1 protein-coding gene is annotated in these 266 nt (G+C 63.9%); it reads right to left on the minus strand.

Annotated features, from left to right (window positions below):
• On the minus strand, positions 1 to 243 hold a 243-nt coding region (locus tag V0R37_RS22365; protein ID WP_420376591.1), incomplete at its 3' end, for a DUF192 domain-containing protein.
• Positions 244 to 266: the final 23 nt, after the last annotated feature.

A 266-nucleotide genomic window follows, 5' to 3' on the forward strand; every position in this document is an offset into this window, starting at 1 on the left:
CGCCACGATGCGGCCGTCGTCATCGATGTAAGCGATATCCAGCGGGATCAGCGTGCGATACATCCAGAACGCATTGCCTGCAGGCTGTTCGCTCTCGAAGCGGAACAGCATGCCGCGTGAGGTTGGCAAGTGCTCACGTCCCATCAGCCCACGCTGACGCTGGGCAACCGTTTCGGCCACTTCCACTTCCAGACGATGCGGCCCGCCCTCGCTGTGAATCGCCAGCGGCAGGGTATCGACCATGGCCGACTCGGCGGCCATGGCGG

It is taken from the genome of Pollutimonas rozaliensis, assembly GCF_048751585.1.
Lineage (GTDB): Bacteria > Pseudomonadota > Gammaproteobacteria > Burkholderiales > Burkholderiaceae_B.